Origin of the sequence: Acetivibrio mesophilus, assembly GCF_004102745.1 — a bacterium.
Taxonomy (GTDB): Bacteria; Bacillota; Clostridia; order Acetivibrionales; family Acetivibrionaceae; genus Hungateiclostridium; species Hungateiclostridium mesophilum.
In genome coordinates this window covers 67206-83518 of the sequence record NZ_RLII01000003.1, presented here as the reverse complement: position 1 = coordinate 83518, position 16313 = coordinate 67206, and the positions used below count along the sequence as shown (strand labels likewise).

Genomic DNA, 16313 nt, shown 5'->3' with positions numbered 1-16313 from the left:
CCATGAAAATAAAGTTCGTTTCTATAAAAATAAAGTTGATTCCAAAATCCCGTAGTCGAAGCAGGAGAAATCCTTAATGGCTACGGGATTTGATTTATTAAGATAAAGGGAAATGGAGCAAGGGTTGAGATTGTTATAGTCAAGGGGTTGAAGACGAGGCTAAATGCATAGGAAAAAGTATTGTTTTGAGTATTGAGAGAAATGTTGATGTTAGTATTGATAAAAAGTAACCTTATACATCTTTACTTTCAATTTACCCTCATTTAGAATCTACTCTATTTTGAAAAAAGTGTTATTAAATGATGGCGTTAATGCTATTAAGTGGATTGAAAATATCAAATCTTAGAGGGAACTTTATCATGTGGAAGATACTATAATATTTTTATTAAGAATATAGAAAAAGATTGAGTAAGTTATATATAAGTTTTTTGAAAAACTTCATTAAATTAACACCCTCAGTTTGATAATATTTATAATGTGTAGTTGTGATTTTAGGACTTGTTTGTATGAAGAGATAGTAGTATAATTTACTTAAAAAATATCATTTTGAAAAGATAGCAATTCTTAGTAATACTATATGATTTAATTACAAAGTTTAGAACCTATATGTGGAAACATGTTGTTTTTTATATAGGTTAATGAACAGATGGGGGAAATAGATAAGACAATGCAACAATAGACAAAAAATAATTTTTTTCTTTCAATTTACCTATCTATAAAGTAGACTTTTTCTAACATTTCCTTTTCGGTGCTGTTTGTAATAGATAATATTGATAATTTATTGGTATATTACAGTCGTTTTATTATATTTGGAGAATTTAGTTCGGTGACGAAATTTTAAAGGTTTTCTTGGGTCAAGCAAATCTTTAGATTTTGTCAATGCTTGTTATGTTCACACTATTAAAACTTTTAAGCCAATAAATCAAAAGAAAAAATACTGTGAAATTAAAATAATGATAATTATATAAATTATAAAAAAGGGGAGTGTTAATAATGAAAAGATTAATCAAGGGTATCTCTTTAGTTTTAGTTTTTGCAATACTGTTTCATTTTACGGCATTTCAGTATGGTACGGGATTAGTGAGCAAAGTATTTGCAAAAGATCAAAATGCTACTAGACCAATACAGTCTGTGAATAGCAGTATAACAGAAAGCATTAAGAACATACGTAATTTGGGAATTATGTACATTACAACATTAGCATTAATACCAACGCCAACGCCAACACCGACGCATAAACCAACGCCGGTAACAACCGCTATCTGTGTACCAACACCAACACCGACGCATAAGCCAACGCCGGTAACAACAGCTATCTGTGTACCAACACCAACACCGACGCATAAGCCAACGCCGGTAACAACAGCTATCTGTGTACCAACACCAACACCGACGCATAAGCCAACGCCGGTAACAACCGCTATCTGTGTACCAACACCAACACCGACGCATAAGCCAACGCCGGTAACAACCGCTATCTGTGTACCAACACCAACACCGACGCATAAGCCAACGCCGGTAACAACCGCTATCTGTGTACCGACGCCGATGCCAACACCGACGCATAAACCAACATCGATGCCAACAACGACACATAAACCAACGCCGATAACAACAGCTATTTGTGTACCAACACCAACGCCGACCTCTTCGGTTGAGATCCTGTATGGGGACTTAAACAACGACAACAACGTTAATTCAACAGATGTTACATATATGAAGAGGTTCTTGCTGGGGAGACTAAATACCCTTCCAAACCCGGAAGTTGCAGATGTAAACCAAGACGGTAAAATAAATTCTACGGACTTAACTATTTTAAGAAGATACATACTGCGTAGAATTAGTAGTTTACCTATATAATATTTGCTGGATACATATTAAATTGCGTTTTTAGGACAGTAATTTACACCGATAATGTAGAGTTCGAGGATGTTTAAAATTTTGTGGCGCGGGCGGGATTTGTTGCAATACTACCAATAATTGTATCTAATGCTTATGAATAAAAAATCGATACTATTTTTGAGGAAAATATTAATATTTCCAAAACTGAACGGGATTCTTTAGAAATCTCTTGGTACTTGAAAAAACGCCCGTTGCTCATTCACAAAGAAGATAGTAAACAATTAGTGAACTGATTTTGCCACATAGAAAATTTCACATAAATTAACCACTCAAAAATCTACTTGAGAAGTAGTAAGAAAGGTGTTAAAATAAGTCTTGTACAAATTTTAATTCCAAATACACCGTAACAAAACATTTTTTATTGTAAAATAGCTAATATATTCATAAATTATGCTTCACAACGAATAGAATTTAGTATAAACTATAATTAAGTCTTTATTTATACAAATTGAATACACTTTTTAGGGATTTCAGAAAAAAATTTATGTTGTAAATAATTACATATGAGATGTGGGGGTACGAGATGCTAGGAGTAGATACAAGAGGTATTGATGAAATACTATTGGAAATGGGAGTTTTGAAAATAGTCGATCTTAAAAAGGCCTGGGATATTCAAAGAGAGGGTAATAGGAGTATTGAGGACGTATTATTAGAACTTGGCCTTGTATCCCAGAAGGATATAATGCATGCCAATGCAGTAAAGATGGGCATATCCTTTGTTGATCTGTCAACTTATAAAATTAGCGATTCGAGTGTTCCATTATTAATTACACGAAATATAGCAAATAGGTATAAGGTTATACCTATAGAAAAAGATAACGGCGTCTTGACAGTTGCAATGTGTGATCCTACAGATATTTTCTGTATAGATGATATACGTCTTGCGACTGCCCTTGAAATAAAGCCTGTTCTTGCGGATGTCAAAGAAATCGAAAGACTTATTGTCGAATATTTCGGAGAAGAGAAAAAACCGCAGCAACCGAAGTTAAAAGTGGTAAAAAATGATGAATTTGAGGAAAACGATCTTTTTGCAAGGGAGCAAGAACTTCTTGAAAGAGATCTATATGATAATATAAAAAGCAATGTAGAAGCGATAGAACCGCAATTAGAAACGCCAAGCAAGAGTTTTGAAAAGGAAGGATATAACGAAAGCGGTATTTTTAAAGATAAAATAGGAAACATTCTTGTACGCTCCGGAGTTATTACACAAGAGCAGTTGGATAATGCACTTAGCATACAGTCCAAAACTGGAGAGCTTATCGGTAAGATATTGGTAGGCGAAGGTTATATCGACAGAAAATCCCTTTATGAATTCCTTCAAAAGCAAATGGGGGTTGAGTTTGTTGATATTGAAGGAATCGAAATCGATGAAGATGTCATTCGATTGGTATCAGTCAATTTGGCGAGAGCCCATAAGGTTATCCCTATTGAAAGTGTAGACGGTAATTTAAAGGTTGCCATGAGCGACCCGATGAATATTTTCTCAATAGACGATTTGAGACTTACAACCGGCCTTGAAATTATACCTTGCCTTGCTGACGAGGAACAGATTTTATTGCAATTAGAAAAATACTATGGAAAAGATGCTAAGAAACGTGATCCAAAAGATATAGAACAGAAGGTTGCAGACCTTGATGAAGAGTTCCAAAAGGTAAAGGAAAAAATTGCGGTTGAAATAACCGAAACGCAAGAGGAAAATGATACTATTGATGTTAGAGATCTCGAGAATGCCCCTATTGTCAAGATGGTTAATATTATTTTCCAGAAAGCTGTAGCAACAAGAGCGAGTGATATTCACATAGAGCCGCAGGAAGACTGCGTCCTGATCAGATACAGAATTGACGGACAATTGGTGGAGATAATGAAGTATGATAAAAAGATTGTTCCATCAATTGTTGCCAGAATAAAAATTATCAGTGGCCTAAACATTGCAGAGAAGAGGGTACCGCAGGACGGAAGAATTGGAATGAAAATCGATGATAGAGACTATGACATGCGTGTATCTGTTTTGCCTACGATGTTTGGAGAAAAGATTGTTATAAGAATAGCTGACAAGGAAGGCTTTAATGTTTCAAAACTGGATCTCGGATTCTTTGAGGACGATATGGAAAAGTTTGACCAGATAATATCAAGTCCTCACGGAATTGTACTGGTTACAGGACCTACCGGAAGCGGTAAGTCGACAACTCTTTATACCGCGCTCAAAGAATTGTGCAAGCCGAATGTTAATATACTTACAGTTGAGGATCCTGTTGAAAGTACTATAAAAGGTATAAATCAGGTACAGGTTAATGTAAAGGCAGGTTTGACTTTTGCAGCAGCATTGAGATCCTTCTTAAGACAAGACCCGGATATAATAATGGTAGGAGAAATACGTGACGGAGAAACAGCCGAAATAGCGATCAGATCAGCTATCACAGGACACCTTGTTTTCAGTACATTGCACACCAATGACGCAGCAAGTTCGGTAACAAGAATGATTGATATGGGAATAGAACCATTCCTGTTGTCATCATCTCTGGTAGGCTTGATAGCACAGAGACTTGTAAGAAGACTCTGCCCTCATTGTAAAGAAGCTGTGCAGCCGGATATGAATGAGAGAGATATTCTTGATTTGAAAGAAGATGAAGAGATTACCATATATCATGCAAAGGGTTGCGACCAATGCAACAATACCGGATATAAAGGAAGAATAGCAGTTTATGAAATATTGACAGTCGATAGGGAAATAAAGGAACTGATATCTAAGAACGTAAGTTCCGATATAATAAAAGAAGCTGCTATTAAGACGGGCATGAAGACATTGAGAATGAACTGTACGAGGCTGGTCAAAAACGGTGTTACAACAATAGACGAAATGCTTCGTATTGCATACTTCAAAGATTAGAAGAGGGGATGTAACATGGATATAAATGATTTGCTTACAAAAACGGTTGAAAATGGTGCATCTGACCTGCATATTTGTGCGGGAGTACCCCCGATTATAAGGGTTCACGGTGATCTAATAAATCTAAATGAGCCGATATTGACTCCGCACGACTGTGTACAGCTTGCCAAGCAATGTTTAAACACTAGATTGTATGAGCGTTTTCTTGACATCGGTGAAGTCGATGCCTCTTACTCGGTTCCTGGAGTAGCACGATTCAGGGTTAACGTCTTCAAACAAAGAGGTACTTGTGCAATCGCATTCAGAACAATACCTACAGAAGTTCCGGTGATTGAAGGACTCGGACTTCCGGGTCTTGTATATGACCTTTCATTGAAGCAGAGAGGCCTTATTCTGATAACAGGGCCTACAGGTCATGGAAAGTCCACTACATTGGCTGCCATGATTAATTACATAAACAGTAAAAGAAAATGCCATATAATTACTATTGAAGACCCCATAGAGTTCTTACATAGACATAACAAAAGTGTTATAAACCAAAGAGAAATAGGTGCCGATACAAAATCTTATGCCAATGCGTTGAGGTCTGTATTAAGAGAAGACCCTGACGTTATACTCATAGGAGAGATGCGTGATCAGGAGACTATTTCAACGGCACTTACGGCTGCGGAGACAGGTCACTTGGTGCTGTCTACTCTGCATACCGTTGGTTCTGCAAAAACCATCGATAGAATTATTGACGTCTTCCCGCCACATCAGCAAGGACAGGTAAGGACTCAGCTTTCTACTGTGCTTATGGGAATTATATCCCAACAGCTTATAAGAAGAGCCGATAACAAAGGACGTGTACTGGCTACTGAGACCATGGTGTGGACACCTGCTATTGCAAATCTTATTCGTGAGAGTCGTACGCCTCAGATAAATACCTGTATTCAGACGGGCTCGCAGTTCGGAATGTATACCATGGACAGTTGCCTTGCCGAACTTTATAAATCTGGGGAAATAGACTACGAAAGTGCGTGCCAGTATTCCATTGATATGGATAATTTGAGAAAATTAATCTCAAATTAAAAAAAACACTAGCATTTTCTTCAAAAATGTATTACAATATTAATAAGTAAAAAATTAAGAATTAGATATAAATTATTAAAGATTATTTTACTGTTTTATTTATTTTTATTTATTGGTATGTATTAATATGGGAGGTTGGGTAGATTGATGGCATATCTGACTTTTAGTTTCGAAAAAAGTTCTTTGTATCAATTTAAAAGAACCATCTATTTATACATATATAGAATTATAAAATTCGTTTTTAAATTGATCATCAATATATCTTCCTATCCCACGTCAAAGCATAATCATCACATAAGGTCAATAAACTATAGGGTTTCATACAGTTTATAATGTAATCAAATATGATATAAAATCATAATAAATATATTGTTTTGCAGACAATATTTTGTTGGGGGTTTAGGGAATGCCACTTTACAGCTACAAGGTTAAAAATCAGGCCGGCAAATTGTTTACCGGGGAAACCAAAATCGACAGTGAAGAGGAACTTAGGCGACTGCTTCTGGACAAGGGATATACCCCGGTGGAAATCGTTGAGAAGAATGTAATAAACGATATAAGCCAGATTAGTCTGTTTAAGCCGAAAGTAAAGGCGAAGGATATGGCTATATTCTGTAGGCAATTTGCTATAGTATTGGAAGCCGGTGTGCCTATAGCCACTTCCTTGGACGTATTAAGGGAGCAGACCACAAACAGCACCTTAAGAGAATGTCTTGATGATGTTTATGATAATATTCAAAAAGGTATAGCACTCTCTAATGCCATGAGGCAACACTCGAAAATTTTCCCGGAAATGCTGATAAATATGGTTGAGGCCGGAGAAATAAGCGGTCAGCTTGATTTGGTTTTTAAAAGAATGGCAGTTCAGTTTGAAAAGGAAAATAAATTGAACCAGAAAATAAGAGGAGCCCTTACATATCCGATTTTGGTATCAGTGGTAGCTGTAGCTGTTATAATGATATTGATGGTTGCTGTTGTACCTACATTTGTTGATGTCCTTGGTGATTTCAATGTTGAGATGCCGATTTATACAAAGATATTGATTGCAGTAAGTGACTTTTTCAAATCTTTTTGGTATATCATATTGGGAGCCTTGGGTGTGATTTCTGCAGCAATAATATACTTTTCGAGAACCTACGAAGGAAAGATATTCTTTGGTACAATGGCGATTAAACTGCCTGTAATAAGAGGCGTTACAAAGAATATTGTGACAGCAAGGCTTACAAGGACACTGGGAACATTAATGTCTAGCGGTGTATTGTTGATTCAATCTATGGAAGTAGTTCAGAAGGTCTTAGGAAATCAGGTAATAAAGGAAAAAATCGATGGTGTAATTGAGGAAATAAAAAGAGGTAAGGGGCTTACAACGCCGCTTGCAGCCTTAAACTACTTTCCGCCGATGGTCATTTCGATGATCCGAATCGGGGAAGAGTCAGGTAACCTTGATTTTGCCCTTGATAAATCCGCAGATTTTTATGATGAGGAAGTAGAGGCTTCCCTTGCAATGCTGACGAGTTTTATTGAGCCTGCAGTTATAATTGTATTGGCTTTGGTTGTTGGTTTTATAGTAATGAGTGTATTGACACCGATGTTCAGTATTTACAATCAGATGTCATTTTAGTTTTTGCTTATACATTTATCTTATTCCAAAAAAGTTTAGGGGGGGATACTGCTAATTTAAATTCTTTTAGGAATAAGATAAAGTACATAGGCAAGTGCAAACAATATAAATAAAACAAAAAATAGGAGGGTTTTGTATGAAAAAAATGTTAAAGAATCAAAAAGGTTTTTCATTGGTTGAGCTGCTTATAGTTATCGCAATCATGGGTGTTTTGGCAGCTGTAGCGTTTAGCATGTTTGCCGGTGTATTGGGCAACAGTAAGAGAAGAGCTGATGAAAGAACTGCAGATCAGATTGCAAAAGCTATAACTGCATATATGGTTGACACAGGAGATATTGATTTGTCTGAAATTAGAGACGATGGTTCCGATGAAGTTGAAAGTGTAATCGAAGGTTTACAGGAAGAAATTTGGTTGGATTCTACTGGAGAAAAAGCAACTGAAGGTGCTGAAGGTGCAAAAAAATATGGTCCATATTTAACTCCAAAAGATGGTTCGGATCCAAGCTATGAGGCTTATGCACCACAATGGGATAAACATAAAGGTTACTATATAAAATATTTTAAAGACCTTATGAAGGCAGATGTAGAACCTGTTGAGGAAGGTGGCAGCCTCGAAGTTAAAGTTGAAGAAGGAACATGATATAGCTACATATAGTATCTTAACTTATCCCGGTCGGCGTGAGCCGGCCGGGAAAGGATTTATAACCTATAGAATGTTATTACAGGGTGAGTGATTATGCTTAAAAATAACTGTAAGGGTACAACGTTAGTGGAGATGTTGGTTGTAATAGCAATAATGGGTATAACAGCCCCCATCATTTATACAATATTTATTGGCGGGCTTAATGATTTTGCACGGGGGTGCAATTTTATTGACCAGCAGCATGATATTCAGGATGTTATACGACAGGTAAGGCATGATGTTCAGGATGCCAAAACTGTTGAAGTGTGGACTACCGGGGAGGTAGCTGCTAAGGGCGAAAAGAAGCTTAGTAGTGTGAGCTTTACTATGAATCTGCCGGAGGAAACCGAGAAAAAAAGAGAGTGGAAGTTTGAGGATGATTCGCTTCAGTTAAGGACTATTAATGCCGGTGTACCGGGTGAATTTATTAAAGCTGTTGATGATGTTGATATTAGTAAGAGTTATTTTGAGTATTATGAAGACGGTGATGTGAAACAATTAATTCTACATATTATGCCAAAACAAAACGATAGAATTCTAAACAAAGCAGGAAATGTTCAAGAGGAGATAATTACAGAGTATTCTGTTAGATATAAAACGATTGAAGTTCATTAATTATTATAGAAACATAAGGGGGTAATAAATCATGAAGGGCGATATAAATTTACTGCCTGAAGACATAATGTCCACGACAACGTATGAGCGACCCAGTTCAGGTTCCGGTGCGTTAAAGTGGATAATAGGTTTGATTTTAGTAGGTGTCGTTGTTGGAGCTTCGCTCGTAGCGCCGTTATTGCACATAAAAATGTTGGAGGGTGAACTTGCTCAACTTGAAAAAGAGATAAACAGTGAAAAATACACCGAAGTAAAGAAGGTTAATTCAGATTTAGACTCCATTAACGGTGTACTGGGAAAGAAAGAGACTGTTTTAAATCAAATCGATAGTGCCAGCTATCCAATAAATGATATAATTGTTGCAATAAGCAATGCTGCACCGATAGGTTGTAAGTTAACGAATCTTGATTTTAAAAATAATAAAATAAAGGTAACCGGTGTGGTTGAGGATAATTTAGTAGTTGCTGAATTCGTGTCTTCTGTCCAGAGGCTGAGTTTTTTGGCTTTAGATAGCGAAGTTAATGTTGAGGAGGGCAACATATTTAACTTTACATTGCTTGTAGGCAGAAAGGATGGGAAATGATGGGGAAGGATAAAGGAAAGGTAGTACTTCTGCTTGTATTGTTGGTAGTTTTATACGGAGTTGTGTATTATCAGTTTATTTGGACTCCCAAATTTAGTCCCAAGATAGAAGATATTAATGTAAAGATTGAGGCTCAACAAAAGAAGAAGCAAAAATTGGATAACGACTTAGCTAATATAGAAACATTAAAAAGAAATCTTCAGATGAAAACCGTACAGAATGAGAGACTTGAGGCGTATTTGCTTAATGATTCCAATGTAACCGACGGAATTGAATACGTTGAAAAGCTTGCTAAACTCTTCAAAAATAAATTGTACAACGTAGACGTTAATAGGCCGGTGGAGAAAAAAATTGGGACCTCTAAGGAGGACAAGAATGCGCAGACATATTATCAGGTTCAAATTGATTTTGATGCAACAATGACTTATAGAGAAATTATGGACCTTGTCGATTATCTTGAAGGCGGTACCAGAAAAGTCAAGATAACAAGATTTGAACTGTCACCATTGGTTGAACGAAAAAATAACACATCAAACCAGCAACCTCAGCAGACTCCGCAAAATACAACAGAACCTCAGACTGAATCCGATGAACAGAGTACTGTTGTAAAGATGGCTTTTGATGATAATGAAGTGTTGCAACTAGGTTTGACTGTTAATATGTATTCACTGAATCGCGGAAATATGGATAAGATTTATGACTTTAGTCGTCAGAATTTCAATAGGTATTATGAAGGAGACAATGTTTTTTTTGAAAATACCGGAATAGCACTTAATTCCGGGGCAGGAAAAGAAAATGTAAGTGCAGATGGAGGTGAAAATTCGTCAAGAGGTGGTTCTACAGGAAGCAGTACAGATACAGTGGTGAGCGGCGGGGCTCAACCCTTTGGAGGGGATATAGGCATATATATGCAGAGCTTTCTCACTGGGGGACAAAATTTTTGTGCTTATGATAATGAAACTGACAAAATGATAAATTTTAAAACAAAGATTACTCCAAAGGTTACAATGACCTTTAATGGTGATACTGTCGATATAAATGTAATAGGTAATGCTGGCAATACCTTCGATATTACCGGACGTGTGCCGAAGGATACTGTGGAGATGCATGTTGTACTTAATTACAATTTGGATCCTATTGAGAATAAGGATTTGGGTGTGAATCTTCAGATTATCAACAACACAGATAAAAAAATAAATATTAAGATGTTTGACAAGGTCAGAAGAGCAAAAATAACCGATAGAAATGGAAACAGCATCTACAGCAACAGTTCGACTGAAAAGGTTACTATTGTCTAGTCAATAGAGAACAAAATGGGTTAGGGCATATAGGGTGATAGATTATGATTAGATTATTCACTAAATTGAATAACAATAAAGGTATGACTCTTATGGAGCTTGTTATAGCACTGGCTTTGTTGGGAATTTTAGTTGTCCCGATAACAATGGGATTTATGAGCACATTAAGAGTGTCTAAGCTTATTGAGCAACAGACAAAGGTAAATGCAGTCAGTGAGGTAGTCAAAGATCAGGTATCGGAGGCTTTGCTTCAGGAGAATTATCCTCTTATGCTGCTTGAACCTACACCAACAGAGACAGAATGGTTTATAAGGCCGTTTATTACTGGGGCAAAATCAACTCCTGATGTGGAAAAGAGTTCCCCAAACCTTGCTGTAGTTTACTCTTCCGGTGCTAGGAATGAGGAATATTTTTATACTGTAAGTTATATGCATAGTAGTTGTTATGATTCAGAATATCCATATACCTACCATGTAATTGTTAAGATTTTAGCCAAAAATGCCAAGGGCAATATAGAAACATTAAATACTTTCAAAATTGGTGCTAACGTAAATACTACGCTTTAGCACGCCATAAAACCGTCAATAACATAGTATATGTTTAAATATATGATTTTTTTGTAACGGGGGTGTTGGAATATGTTTAGGCTAATTAGAAAAGAACAAGGAGCTGCACTTATAACAGTAATAATTATTACTGCAATTCTTACGACCCTTTCTGTGATTCTTTTGAGTTCTGCTCTCCAGGGATTGACATTATCTAAACGCCAGAATAATATCAAGCTTACATATTTTGCTGGTCAATCTGCCATAGAAAAATGGTTTAACATAGTACAAAAGGAATCGGAAGATGTAGATATTGGTGCTGATTTTCCTGATGAAGTGACTGCTGCTAATGTTGATACCTATGTTCAGAAAATTCTTGACAAAGTAAAACTGAAATTGAATGATACCGAGTATATAGATGTTGCTTCAAAAGCGTCAACAGTTGCGGGTCTGTCAGGAGATGATTACTCGGAAATTAAACTGAAGTCGATAGAAATGATAGGTGCTCCGCAGTTTTTGTCAGGAGGAAAAAAGGTAAAGGTTAAGCTTGGAATTCAAGCGGAAGCTTCATTTGATAACCCTGATAATCCTTATGGTAACACACTGCAGCCTTTATATGCCGAGAAAGATTTTATATTCGAGGTTGTTCAAAATGAGTTTAAGCTGTCCTTTGCTATAGCTACAGCAGGTGACTTGTATATAAGCACAAGAAATTACGATAATGAGGGATATGTTATAGCAAATGCAGGTGTAAATAATTTCAGTGCAGATATTAAAGGAGATGTATCGGCTTTCGGTACATTCCCAAAAGATACTCTTTGGCCCGAGCAGTTCTATTACGGTGGAATAATGGCAATGCACGGTGCACGTATGGATGTCAGGGGAAATGCTTACTCAAGGGCATTTATTAGAACAGGACCGTACAGAGGTGTTTCAGAGTCAATTGAATTTGAAGATAGAAGTCAGATAAACGTATATCGCGATGCAGTAGCCCAATGTATACAGGTTTTTGGAAATAATAATATAATATCGGTTTTTAGAAATGCATATACCTTTGATGATATTGAAATGAATGGAGAGGAATCAATAATTGCGATAAATGGGAGCGCTATAGGCTTATCCCACAATTTTGCGAGTAGAAATCATGATGACTTAAGTGCAATTATAAGTAGTGCTCCAGTACATAATATGTTATCCGATAAATCGTTAATGTCTACAATAGCTGTAAATGGTGATGTCATAATTCCGGGAGGAACCTTCAGAGTAGATGACGATGGTATTTTCACAGGACTCTTGGAGGATGCGTCTGTGTTCTGGTATGAAGATACTAGCAGTGGTATAAGGATACCATTTTACAAGATGTATCCATGGAGTGAAGGTGATATAAGTGATCCTGATAAATACCATAAAGAGTTAAGAAAGAAGCTTGATACTCTATCAAGCGATCTTGGTGGACGTTTTAATTTGTTTCAGCTTTGGCCTAGTAGAGAACCGGTGAATGGTATCGGTGATATTGAAACCGGCGGAGGGTTGTCTGATTATGTTCTTGGTGATTTTATAGATAGTATAAGAGCTGTATGGGGTAGAAATAAACTTCCGACAGGGATTACCGCCCCTACGTCAGTTTCTGGAGCGTGGTCATATGAGATAGCCGCAAACTGGGGTTATTATGCTGCGCCTTTAGCTGAGTATGGTGCTGTTGGGACAAAGGCAATTAGCTATGTCAAAAGTGATAAATTTGCAATTGATAACATTTATAAAAAAGATGACTTTGGAAATTTAATTGGTTTAAAGTTTGACAGTGGTCTTTGGGATGATGTTCCGGCAATTGGTGATGCTTCTTATACACATAAGGTTTTTTCCAAGCTGGACACTTCAGGGGTAATTGGAGATCCGGACAATATTAAGAATAATTTATTGGATTATACCCAATTGCTTGCAAACAGAAAATATCCTTCTAGCGGAAGCGAATGGGATATTTCCGGAGAACATGGCATAAGCAAGCTGATAGAGAAGGCCAAGAGCAAATTTAGTGCGTATGGAGATAATGAGTATTATATTAAAGTAAATCCGAGCCTTTCAGAAGGTGAATATAATTTATCTTATTTTTATCCGGATATATATACTGAATGTGCAGCCAGTAGATCAGGGGGAGACTTTGTAAGTGACACAGAATACTTCTTGGTGTTTAATGAAGACCCAAAGATTGATTTGGTTATAGACGGTGTATTCAACGGTATAATACTTACAGCTGGTTCGGTTACATTACATGGTGGTGCTGACATAAGAGGAGCAATAATCAGCGGTGGAGGCGGTACTTGGTCAGGAGGAGAATACCAACCGAAACTTACCCGACTTGATAGAGATACTTCCCAGGCGAGAGATCTTGACCGGGGAAGATATGCAGGAGTCAAGATTGTGCCGGCAACAAGTGCTGCAGGTAATGTAAAAGTTGATTTCTATCTAGGACTCACAACTGAAGCTGATGTCTTAGAGAAAGATCCAAGTGGTAGCCCTTATTTAAATAGGGCAGCCAGAAATAATCTCCTTGATAAATTTGCAGAACACGATATTTATTTATATAATATATTTTAAAAAATTATGGGGTGGAGCTTATGAATAAAAAATTGAAGATATTGACTGTTTCAACTCTAATTGCAGCGACAATTTTTAGCACAGGATGTTCGGTGTTGTTTAACAAACCGCCGGCTACCGATCCCGAGCCGCCTAAGATTGAGACACCGGATACAAGTGCTGAGGAAGATAAAAAGGTTCAGGAGTTTATGACAGAGTACTTTGGTGCTTTGTTTGGGCAGACTGTAGAGAGCTATGCAAAGAACCTCCTTACAGGTGAAATTCCTTCAAGTATTAGCAGTTATATAGCGCAGCGAACTGTTAAAGAGGGAAACAAGAATCCTGAAATTGGTATTCATCTTCCAAGAATTGTTGAAGTCAACGGAATGTCAATGTTAAATTATGAAATACTTAAAGATGCTGATAATAAACCAATTATTGAATCAACTTTTATAGGTAAAAACGGTGATGCTTATCTTTATTATGTAAAAGTAGGTCTTAAGGCCAAAGGGTTGCCAAATAGTTTGTTCATCAAATATTATGACATAAATAATGAGACCAATGCCTATGAAAAGATTAAGGAAAACGGTGTCGAGAAGGTAGTTGCCGAAGAAGATTATGATTATATAAAAGTGACGGCAAAATATGATGTGGAGATTGTAAAGGACGGAGATAGCTACAAGGTGCTTACCCAGAGGGAAGCCGACTATAAATCCCCACTTTCAAAGAGAATTTCAAAACTGAACAATGAATTTGTCGATAAGAGAGAATTTCTTGATGTCAATATTCCTGAGCAAAAACAGCAATATGACAATGAAAAGGCATTGCTAGAACAGTTCTTTAATAATTTATTGTTGCTGGATAAGGAAAGAATGTCTCTTTTGAGAGCTGAATGGTATAAAGGATATTCAGGATTTATGGAGTTTTTGAGTGGGCTGGAAATAAACAAGGTAAATGGTAGTGAAATACTGTTCACCGATGCGAATTACACGCAGAAATTCAATATTATGTCCTTCCCGCTGCAGGTTAATATGGACAGAATAGATAGTTTTGACAATATTAAAGTGACCCAGCATCCGGGCTATACCCAAAAGAATAAGGTATATTTTGTATCCTTTGATGCTTCCGTAGTAAAGGCAAATGGAATGATAGGCAATAAGACAGTGTATAAATATGATTATACCGTTACGCTAAAGGATAAAAACGGTAAGCTTATGATTGATGGAATCAAACTTAATGAATTCTACCAAAAGAATGATGAAAAGCCAAAGGAAAATAAGGAAGAGAAAAAGGATACGGAGACGAAAAAAGACGATATTGATCTTAAATAATCATTTCTGAATATTATTATTAATTTATTAAAAAAAGTTCTGCATGAAAACATATGCAGGACTTTTTTATTGGATGTAATATTTTTTGTGTTAAAAATAATACTAATAGTATTACTTTATACATACTAAGGATGTGGTGATTTGACAAAGGAAAATAAAGTTACGTTTGGTAGTACTTCAGTTGATGAAGCTGTTAATACCGGGAGTGAAAAAAGAACTGACATTGAAGAAATAAAGGAATTGGGAAAGACTTCTATATCAACCTCCAAGGGAAATATTCACTGCCTTACGGTTATAGGGCAGATAGAGGGTCATATGGTGCTTCCGCCTCAGAATAAGACAACAAAATATGAGCATGTGATACCACAGCTTGTGGCGATTGAAGAGAGCGAAGAAATTGACGGATTGTTGCTTATCTTGAACACCGTCGGAGGGGATGTGGAGGCTGGACTTGCTATAGCTGAAATGATTGCCAGCATGTCAAAGCCAACGGTTTCTCTTGTGTTGGGTGGGGGACACAGTATAGGCGTACCTATGGCAGTATCAACCATGTACTCCTTTATTGCTCCATCGGCGACAATGACAATACATCCCATAAGACTAAACGGGATGGTAATTGGAGTACCGCAAACGTACGAATATTTTGATCGAATGCAGGAAAGAGTGGTGCAGTTTGTGACCAAGAATTCAAAGATATCAAAGGATAATTTCCGAAAGCTTATGCTAAAGACTGGAGAGTTGGCCAATGATGTGGGTACCATATTGTTTGGGGATGAAGCTGTTCAGCATGGGCTTATTGATGAAGCAGGAGGTCTACAAGATGCATTAAATAAGCTGTATGAACTGATAGAGGAGAAGAAAAAGGCTGGTAGTAATATTTCTTCAGGAGCAGATCAGGTTCAGGAGGAATTGCAATGATATTGTATTCAATAGTGCCACCGGAAGTTGTATTTGAGAACTTCAGCTGGTCAGAAAATCAAAGCTATATTGAGATGAATTATTCCGGAGAGAGGATTGTTGTTACGCCTCTTTCAAACAACAGATATGTGATAAACAGGGTTATCAGTACTTCTCCAAAGGCTTTTTTGAAGCCGGAGCTGATGCCCGGAAATATAATTTCCGGAACGTTTTAAAGCTTTTATTTGTTTGCAGCATAGCGTGGGTTATGTTATATTAAGTATAGCTTGTTTATTTCAGCTGACAG

Annotated in this window: 13 protein-coding genes; all 13 read left to right on the top strand. The window is 36.8% G+C overall.

Translation table 11 applies throughout. The features are described 5' to 3' along the window. Positions 1-993: 993 nt before the first annotated feature. The 13 genes from EFD62_RS18010 to EFD62_RS04035 all read left to right on the top strand — a co-directional run bounded on the left by EFD62_RS18010 (position 994) and on the right by EFD62_RS04035 (position 16242). Positions 994-1860: a dockerin type I repeat-containing protein gene (locus EFD62_RS18010; RefSeq protein ID WP_128705779.1), complete on the top strand. Its 867-nt coding sequence runs from the start codon at positions 994-996 to the stop codon at positions 1858-1860. Positions 1861-2425: 565 nt separating this feature from the next. Further along, positions 2426-4789, top strand: a complete 2364-nt coding sequence (locus EFD62_RS04090; protein WP_128705778.1) for a type II/IV secretion system protein — start codon at positions 2426-2428, stop codon at positions 4787-4789. A gap of 15 nt (positions 4790-4804) precedes the next feature. Beyond that, positions 4805-5860 (top strand): type IV pilus twitching motility protein PilT, encoded by a 1056-nt coding sequence (locus tag EFD62_RS04085; RefSeq protein ID WP_069193389.1) that lies wholly within the window; start codon positions 4805-4807, stop codon positions 5858-5860. A 406-nt stretch (positions 5861-6266) separates the two neighbouring features. Beyond that, positions 6267-7481, top strand: coding sequence for a type II secretion system F family protein (locus EFD62_RS04080; RefSeq protein ID WP_069193390.1), 1215 nt, complete (start codon positions 6267-6269; stop codon positions 7479-7481). 136 nt (positions 7482-7617) lie between these two features. After that, positions 7618-8121 (top strand): type II secretion system protein, encoded by a 504-nt coding sequence (locus tag EFD62_RS04075; RefSeq protein ID WP_128705777.1) that lies wholly within the window; start codon positions 7618-7620, stop codon positions 8119-8121. Between the two features lie 96 nt (positions 8122-8217). Then, positions 8218-8778 (top strand): PulJ/GspJ family protein, encoded by a 561-nt coding sequence (locus EFD62_RS04070; protein ID WP_069193392.1) that lies wholly within the window; start codon positions 8218-8220, stop codon positions 8776-8778. 31 nt (positions 8779-8809) lie between these two features. Further along, positions 8810-9361 carry a PilN domain-containing protein gene (locus tag EFD62_RS04065; protein ID WP_069193393.1) on the top strand — a complete coding sequence of 184 codons (552 nt, stop codon included), beginning with the start codon at positions 8810-8812 and terminating at the stop codon, positions 9359-9361. Beyond that, entirely contained in the window at positions 9361-10659 is a 1299-nt protein-coding gene (locus tag EFD62_RS04060; protein ID WP_069193394.1) for a hypothetical protein, read from the top strand. The genes EFD62_RS04065 and EFD62_RS04060 overlap by 1 nt, the downstream gene beginning before the upstream one ends. Positions 10660-10703: 44 nt before the next feature. Continuing rightward, complete coding sequence (locus tag EFD62_RS04055; protein WP_069193395.1) at positions 10704-11225, top strand: type II secretion system protein; 522 nt, start codon at positions 10704-10706, stop codon at positions 11223-11225. Between the two features lie 72 nt (positions 11226-11297). Then, the gene (locus EFD62_RS04050) at positions 11298-13799 is read left to right on the top strand and encodes a hypothetical protein (RefSeq protein WP_069193396.1); all 2502 of its coding nucleotides are present in this window, start codon (positions 11298-11300) and stop codon (positions 13797-13799) included. Positions 13800-13819: 20 nt separating this feature from the next. After that, the gene (locus EFD62_RS04045; protein WP_069193397.1) at positions 13820-15109 is read left to right on the top strand and encodes a hypothetical protein; all 1290 of its coding nucleotides are present in this window, start codon (positions 13820-13822) and stop codon (positions 15107-15109) included. Positions 15110-15250: 141 nt separating this feature from the next. Then, on the top strand, positions 15251-16027 hold the full coding sequence (locus tag EFD62_RS04040; protein WP_069193398.1) for a ClpP family protease: 777 nt from the start codon (positions 15251-15253) through the stop codon (positions 16025-16027). Further along, positions 16024-16242 (top strand): YlzJ-like family protein, encoded by a 219-nt coding sequence (locus tag EFD62_RS04035; RefSeq protein ID WP_069193399.1) that lies wholly within the window; start codon positions 16024-16026, stop codon positions 16240-16242. Before EFD62_RS04040 ends, EFD62_RS04035 begins: the two co-directional genes overlap by 4 nt. Positions 16243-16313: the final 71 nt, after the last annotated feature.